Source organism: Citrobacter sp. Ce119 (assembly GCF_030334525.1).
GTDB lineage: Bacteria > Pseudomonadota > Gammaproteobacteria > Enterobacterales > Enterobacteriaceae > Citrobacter > Citrobacter europaeus.
The window spans coordinates 94,795-102,816 of sequence record NZ_JAOWDR010000048.1; the positions used below are offsets into that span (position 1 = coordinate 94,795).

The following is an 8,022-nucleotide window of genomic DNA, read 5'->3' on the forward strand; positions in this document are numbered from 1 at the left end:
TTAAAAACGGTAATGAACACGCTTTATGCCCTTATTTATCATAGCGGGTGTCAGACCACGGTAATGTTCAAGTTCTACCGTGAAGTCGTCCGGTAAGTCCCTGTCTCCTTTTTGCAGACCATTAACACAGGTAAGACCCAGTCGCACAGGTGACTCACCCAGCACAGGCTCAGGAAGCAGACGGGTGGGAAGAGTCAACATAATCCGCGCCCGATAGCGCCACCCCAGATAAACACGCAGTAATACCAGCAAGTCGGTCAAAAGCCCCCCATCGGGTAACCAGCCCTCCGTTTCTGTTGCATCATCAGTCACGAGTGAAATTAATAACTGACTGGCTGCATCGGTTGCCTCATCCCCCAGTATCGTATGGCCATCCAGCCTTAATGGTTGTTCATCAAACAGTCCTGCAGGTTGTCGAATCGCCACCGTACGCAGATCGTGTGCTATGACGTCAGTACGCGTGTTCGGCGCCAGTAAGTTGACCAACCGGGCAATACCTTCTGCCGTTCTCCCGGGCTGGCGCATAATCCCCAACAGGGCGAGGAAACGCGATGACGGTGTGGCAATATGCTCCTGTGTACCGGCGATCCCTAAGCCAATGAGTCCCAATAAGCAGCGCGAAGTACTATCGCGCCCCCCCGCTTCAAAAGTGGCTGGGTAACTGTATTTTCGCCAGATGCGGTAAAACTGCGTCAAAATACGATGGTTGAAAATATCGAGGAAGGTTTCCAGTACCTCGTGACCATCGCGCCTTTGCGTGATGTCATCTATGTATGTTGTCGGCAGCGGTGAATCCACACCGTAAAGCCCCATGAAGGTTGAGCGGACCGTAAGAGGGGCATCCGGATGCTCAGGATCGCACTCAATAGCTTTCAGTTCGCTAGCGGGAAACCCTACACCAGGATGGGGACGAAAACGCACCATATCATCATGCGGGTTATCACTTTCCCCCAGTCGGTGAGCGCCGTGGTTTTCCAGAAGCTGGCAAAATCGATAAAAATTAATACGACTAATATCTTCTTTCAGACGTGATGTTAGCGCATCCCTGGGTTGCGCGGATTTTCGTCCCATGCTAGCTGCTCCCCCGTAGGTTGTAAGATCAGAATCAACCGATTAAACAGGTGGATGTCGGTATAGAGTCCAAAAAAGCGATTGAGCATTTCACCAAACAGGCAGATGTCTCCGCGGCCGGCAAAACCATTGCTATCAAGGGTGACCTCTATCTGCACACCGCGTAGCAGATGCCCGCGCTCGAAACGCTCCGTTTCGCTGTGCTTAACGTCAACAATAGCGGCCAGACGGCGTCGATTCATTTCATCGTCCGTCCAGTCATAAAGCGCCAGAGTTCCACGCAATACTTCCGGGTTATCCATCATCCACAGAAAACTGCTCCCCAGATGGCTTAATACACGCCAGTGAAAACGGTCACGGTTTGGTGGATAACAGGGAAGCGTTGGCGCCGTCAGATTACGGACTCGGACATTCGCCGCGGTAGACTTTACAACGGTGTCGAGCAACGTACTGCGTAATACCCGACGAGGTAGTTGACCGTTCGTACCGGTAAGACTTAATGACAGGCTTTCGCCTTCAGGTACGCTGTAGTTATCAAAAGCCTTACCACCGAGGATTAGCCAGGTATCATGTAGACCGGAAGGGCCACGTTTTACTCGGGTGTGATAATAATATTCTGGTGCGTCATGGCGTAACATTCCCCCTTTGTGGCGAAAACTGGTGAATGGCACAAAAACCTGATGCCCGGAGTGCTTTGACGAAATAACGGAATCTACAGAGTAAATTTCAGTGTGGCCATCCTGAATACGCATCGGACGTAACAAATATTCGGTCTGCAAGGCATCAGGGGTCAGCGGGTCAGACTCCAGAGGAAAAAGGTTTATCACTGGCACACAGTGCAGGCGGATATGTTTTTCACTGAAGGTGAAGTCATAATCCCAGCGGCGTTTCAAAACGACATCAAGTTCGAACCAGGGGAGCCTTTGCGGGAGAACAACCTGTTCAAGTCCGCAGAGCGCCAGCGCCATAAATTTTTCCCGAAAAGTGAAGTACTCCAACAACAGCTGATAACCGCCAAACGCACCGCTATCCTTCGGCCAGAGGTTATCCTCATTGCCAAATCCCCCTGGCGTGAACCAGGCTTCCAGCGCTTGATCATCTGTCTGTCCTGGCAATCGCAAACGTATAGTCGCCACATTTAGCGACAACGCTTCATGTAATGCACAGGCCAGCGGCGCATCGGCATTGAGATAAAATGCAAGTCGACTCAGATCTACCTGCTGCCAGTCGGCCAGCTCACTGCAGGAAAAACGCAGTTTGATCACGGAACGTCCGTCCGGATCGGTGTCCAGTCGCGCCATCTCCAGCAACAACGGCAGCAATGTGACATCCCGAGTAGTGGTGTAACGACAGCGGGTGCGCTTATCACCTACCGGGCCAGAAAGCACCTCAAATCCTTTCTCTACAACCATCCGCTCTTTCATCTCGCGCCATTGTGGCGTCAACTCCACAATCGCTAACGAAGGGATCGTCCGCAGATAATGCGGCCATAGCAAACTCACTAACCCTTCGGTCAGTTCCGGTAGGTCGTCATCCAGTTTTTCCCGCAGCCGCCCCATAAGAAAAGCGAAGCCTTCAAACAACCGCTCGACATAAGGATCGCGAGCACCAGGGCAATCCAGATTCAACATCGCCGCCCGGTCAGGATGGGCGCGGGCAAACTCCTCGCCCGCTTCGCGCAGGTAGCGCATTTCGGCGTCAAAGTAACGCAGGGTTAAATCATCCATGGAATACTCATTTATTAAATAGTGTAGGTGTCAGTTATCATGGAAGGAATAAACAAAGACTGACATGGACAGGTACTTTGACTTTCCTGCGAGCCGGCAGGCATTCGACCGTTGATAGTATCGGGCACAATTCCGCCAACAATGCTGAATATGCCAATAAAACGCCCACAGGTAACCCGGTCAAATTCTCTTGCTACAGGTATCCCCATAATAGTATGCGTGGGATCACCTTCAATAATTACCCCTCCGCAGGTGGTTTTATCGCCTACAACCAAATAACATCCAGCCATATATTCTCCTTACTGCTCTTTATCGTCAGCATATTATTTTTATATACCGATAGATTTCGAGTTTCGTTGAAGTGACATAAGAGGGACACATTCGTCAGGAACGTATTTGAGCATCTGAAGGCTGGGCTAGTTTATTCCAGCGTCTGAATTTCGTTGGCGACTCACCAAAAAAATATCCTTCGGCAGGACAAAACCTCGCAATTTTAATAATGCCAGCGGCCCACCGCCTGGCCCAGTGCGCATTAACCAACACAGTTTTTTACCGTCTGGCGCACTGAGGGTGAGTTGCCACATTCCATCATCACGTTTCTCCGCTCGTCCTTGTTCCAGCCAACGAATTAAGCCTAATTCTCCCGGATAGTCCCCGTAAAGATTTGCCCCTCCCTGCGTGGTTGTCCAGGTCAGCATGGCGCCGGGTCTCTGGCTTTCTCCCGGCCAACGGAAACTCTGCCAGCTTTCCATCTGGTTAAAGTAGTGCAGTCGCTGTCCGTCAATGGAAAGTATCGTTTCCACAACGTCCGGTACTGGGCGCGCGCGCAGCTCAAAACGCATCCCCTGACTACCATCAGCAAATAAGGCGTCGCGAACCTCACCAAGACGGTTAACGGCTTGGATAAATTCCGGATTAATAATTAATCCCTGGGTATTCATTTCGTCTACTTCCCAGCGACGCCCCTCACGGTGCATTAGACCCGCGAGATTCTCATGAAGAAATTGGTCGATCTTTCCGGTATCACGTCGAATAAACTCAGCCAGAACCGGCAGTGGAATATCACTGCGCCCCTCACTCACCGGATATCGGCCATCTGTTGCTTCCTGCCAGTCAGAAACAACCGTACGTTGCCAGCTCTCATTTATTCCCGCAGCCGATGGTTGCAGGACCTGCTCCCATGCCTGCGTCAGGGGTTGCACAAAAAGCGCGTCACCAAAACCACTCCACTCCTCTCCTAACCCCGCTGCTAACAAACTGCCATATTCCCGCGTATCGGTAAGATCAATATTTTTGCCCTGAAACACCGTCTGTGCCAGTTGCTGCATCATGACCTGCGGATCGGCTGAATGAGTGACCTGGAGCAGCTTCAGGCGGACTCGGGTCACGCGAGTGAGAAATGTTTGAAAACTTAATGAGGTTTCAGTCGTTAGGTTATTCGGCGTATCACCCTTACCGGCTATCGCCAGTAATGGGCCAAACGTTTCATCTAACGGACCGGTCATATCGTTTGCATGTTGGTCAATAACCGGTGCCTCCTCTTCTTTCTGCAATATTTTTTCTGCCGATTTCATCAATGAATCGGACAGGGCTTCACGTTTTTTTCCTGCCTGCCCCTGCCATGCCAAAGTATTCATCAGTGCAACTACCGGTGACTGGCGTACATCGCTCATTAGCGTAAGCTGATCCACAACATCTGAAAGATTTCGCGCCGGCTTCCAGCGTAAACTGTTGAGGAACTTAAGCCATGACCCAGAGTATTCGCTAAAATAGCGATCTGTCAGTCGTTGTTTTAATGCTTCAGGAGAAACCTCAGCACGACCTTTTTTTTGATTGTCGCTCAGCACCCAGTCAATTTCTTCGCGGCGTGATGCCACTGCGTCAGCTATTGCCTGCTGCACCTGCCCTTCCCATGCCTGGCGGGTAAATACCCCAGGAACGGTTTCCGAAGTGGTAAACAATTGCGCGGCATCCGTATCATTCGTCATCTGCGCCAAGGGCATATCCGGAAAATTGCGGGAAACGGATCCCAGCATTTTCAGATATATAGCATTATCGCCATTACGTTGTTCAATCTGCGCTAGCAGGATCTGCCGGGTTGCCACCATCACCTGTGCATCTGGGATAATTTTCCAGTCAGGCTGCCCAGGTAAAGTTTGCATGTAAAATCCCCACAAGTCCGGCGACAGACTCTGCCAGATACCGGTAGAAATCCCTTTACGCGTCGGTTGTGTCAGCGTCATCACCTGAGAAAAAAAGGCGGGGTCGGCCTTTTCCGGGCGGCCCATCATCAGCCAGGCTTTAAGCTGATCGTATGCCGATTTTGCCAGGTCAGCGCGTTGCTGACTTCCCGGCGGAAGATGCGTCAGAGCATCGAGTTTTTCAGACAACACCCGCGCAGCCTCGTCTCTCATCAGGCGATTATTTGCCACCCCATAAATCGGGAGTAAAACGGCCAATAATTCAGTATCATGATTCAGACCAAAATGACGCCACCCTATTGTGTTTTTTTGTGTCTGAATGCGCTCAATATCATTTCGCAGTTCATTCAGTTGTATCAGTTCAGCATCTGATACCTGCTCACCGATCGCCAACTGCTGCGCTTTGTTTGTCAGGGAAGTCATTTGATAATAATTGGCGGCAAACGATATCAGGCTGCCAACGCCCCACAGACCGATAACTACCGCCACCACGTAACACATTATCCGACCTCGGGATAACCCCATATGCCGCCCAGTAGCCTGAGCCCCCCTTTTCAGTACGCCATGAAACGCGGCCGGTGGTGACCAGTAATGCGCATGAATAACTGACGCCGCCGCGACCGTTACAGAGGGACTAAACATCAGCCCACATATGGGCATCCGCCATTGCTTACCAGACAGCCACGGCGTGAGGATCCGCTGCCAGCTTTCAATCCCTCCCAACTTCAGCCACTGCCCAAGTCGCAATAGATAATCATGGCGGTTATCAGTAAAAATCTGACGCATCCCTTGTTCACATAGCTGCGGCAGCAAACGGGTTAGCTCGCGACCAACACTCTCCGGGCAAGTCTTTTCGTGAAAGAAAACACCTACCGCCTGAGTAATGCGGGTCCCTTGCATGCTCGGGTCCGTTTGCCACAACCATATTGGCGGTAGCCAGTGATATGCGTTACCTGTTTGCTCCAGGCTTCGTCGCGAATCACTCATCCATTGAGCGCTTGATGCTTGTTCGTAGCTGAGCGACAGAATGATTCCGTCCACAGGTCGGGCACTGCGTAATTTACGCAACGTCGATAAAGGTCCGAGATCTACTGATTCCTGCGGGCTACCACCATAAATCAGTACGGTACCCTCACCTTCCAGCCATTGTTTCTCGGCAAGCGTTGGCGCAATCGATGCGACTTCAGTCTCTTCCCCGATGACAAGTATTACACGCACCCGCTGACGCCAGAAGAGTCCATACTGACGGTGTAGATACGCGTACATATCCGCAAATGGGGTCGACTGCTGGTGATGTTGGTAACTCTCACTAATGCGAGGTTGATCATCACCCTGGATATGCGCCCGGGTAAGGTCGAAACTCTGGCGACCAGAAGATCGCGCGCTAAACCAGGTCAATACCGCATATACACCGGTTACCGCAGTTGTCGCCCCCAACCCGGTTATCCAGCGAGAATGTTTCAGGCTTCCCGGCAACATGCCGACTTTTTCTGGCCAGTACCAGATTATCAGGCAGGCAATTGCCGAAATCAGCATAGGTGCCATTGCTATCAGCCAGTAACGCACTGTCGGATTTTTAATCGGTAATAAAAACCGCATCACTTAGACCTTCTCCTTTGCAGTCTGACAAGGTGAAACCACCACGCTCCACATTTTTGTGCTCCCTGTTTCACCACTCATAATCAGTTGCGACTCTTTTGTACCTTGTGCTGCGGCAGCGATAGCCAGCCAGGGGGCAACGCACCCCGTTTCACCTAACGTTCGGTCAAGGTTATATAACCGGCTATTCATCTCTATCCCCTGAAGAGGCGGATGCGCATTCAGCGCAGCTATCGTACTTTGCTGCTGGTGCGACAGACCGGATGACCAGAGATCGTGGACATCTTCAGGTTGAACGGGCACCCAATCCAACGCTTGAGCAATGCTCTCTGCCAACGTGTCGGCAAAACTCGCTTCCGGTCGATGAACCCATGCCAGAGGAGGAAGGATATTTTGGGTCATGCGATTGCCAAACAGCAGTGCAACGGCCGCCTCCCCGGTCCCATCTGGATCGTCTGGAGCAACCTGCAGCGCGATGATCAGTAATACCGTTTCTTCGTGGATTCGACTGTCCAGCCAGCTATCAATAACGTTCAACCCGTACCCGGTCACAGGCTCGATGGGTTGACGAATATCACGTTGTTGCCAGGCATTGCACCAAAGCGTGTGCAACCGCTGGCGAGATAGTGATGTATTGGTTTCAAACAATAGCGCTATGGGCTGATGGTCCGGCAGTTGGTTAAGATGTCGTGCAATTCCAGCCATTAATCTGTCGAATATCTGCTTAACCAGGTCATCTCGCTTCATCCCTGGCTCCAGGGGTAAGCGACTATGGCGAAAACGTTCTATTCCATGCCATGATGGTTGCATATGCAGGAGAGGCTTATTCTGCTTTAACATATTTACAGAAGAGCTGCCCGTTGGCTGGTGCTCACTGTGTGGCGTAATAAATGCGCTGTGCAATATCTGCAATGCGCGACGACCACGACGAATTTCACGCAGTAATAACTCCTCTCTTCGTCGATCCCAGGCCTGGGCCTGAATTAACACGGGAAGGTAAACCATAATACGCAGCCATATTGCAACCAGCCACACGGTAAGCGGGAGCCCGGCTGAAAATATCCAGAATACCGACGAATGAAATGACAACCCGGTAAAATAAGCCCAACCGGAACCTATCACCAGTAATCCAGTCAGACCTTTCAACCAGCGTCTGCCGATCGGAAGTTTAGGTTTCTGAGCCACCGGTGGAATCAACTTTAAATTTACGGGCATGATTTATTATTGCGACAGAGATAAATAAGATTTGATTGCGGAAAAGTGTGATTACATTCTTACACACCGGCGGTTGAATCATTATTCGGTGCCGTCCGTGATTCAACGTCAAGCGCTTCCGGCCAGTGGATATGACCCCACTGCTGCGGGTGTTCTGCAAAACGCGCCGTCTCAGGCACCGGACGGTGCTGCATATAGTGACAGCAGTA

At 51.2% G+C, this 8,022-nt stretch carries 4 protein-coding genes and 1 pseudogene; all 5 read right to left on the bottom strand.

What is annotated here, in order from left to right; translation table 11 throughout:
* Entirely contained in the window at positions 1-1,071 is a 1,071-nt protein-coding gene (tssG, locus tag OGV80_RS12210; RefSeq protein WP_087052664.1) for a type VI secretion system baseplate subunit TssG, read from the bottom strand.
* Positions 1,035-2,798, bottom strand: a complete 1,764-nt coding sequence (gene tssF, locus OGV80_RS12215) for a type VI secretion system baseplate subunit TssF (RefSeq protein WP_087052665.1) — start codon at positions 2,796-2,798, stop codon at positions 1,035-1,037. The genes tssG and tssF overlap by 37 nt, the downstream gene beginning before the upstream one ends.
* A 23-nt stretch (positions 2,799-2,821) precedes the next feature.
* Positions 2,822-3,088: pseudogene (locus OGV80_RS12220) on the bottom strand (PAAR domain-containing protein); the annotation flags it as partial.
* A gap of 126 nt (positions 3,089-3,214) precedes the next feature.
* Entirely contained in the window at positions 3,215-6,598 is a 3,384-nt protein-coding gene (locus tag OGV80_RS12225) for an ImcF-related family protein (RefSeq protein WP_286515012.1), read from the bottom strand.
* Between the two features lie 3 nt (positions 6,599-6,601).
* Positions 6,602-7,813 carry a KPHS_23130 family T6SS system protein gene (locus tag OGV80_RS12230; protein ID WP_502873996.1) on the bottom strand — a complete coding sequence of 404 codons (1,212 nt, stop codon included), beginning with the start codon at positions 7,811-7,813 and terminating at the stop codon, positions 6,602-6,604.
* Positions 7,814-8,022 lie beyond the last annotated feature (209 nt).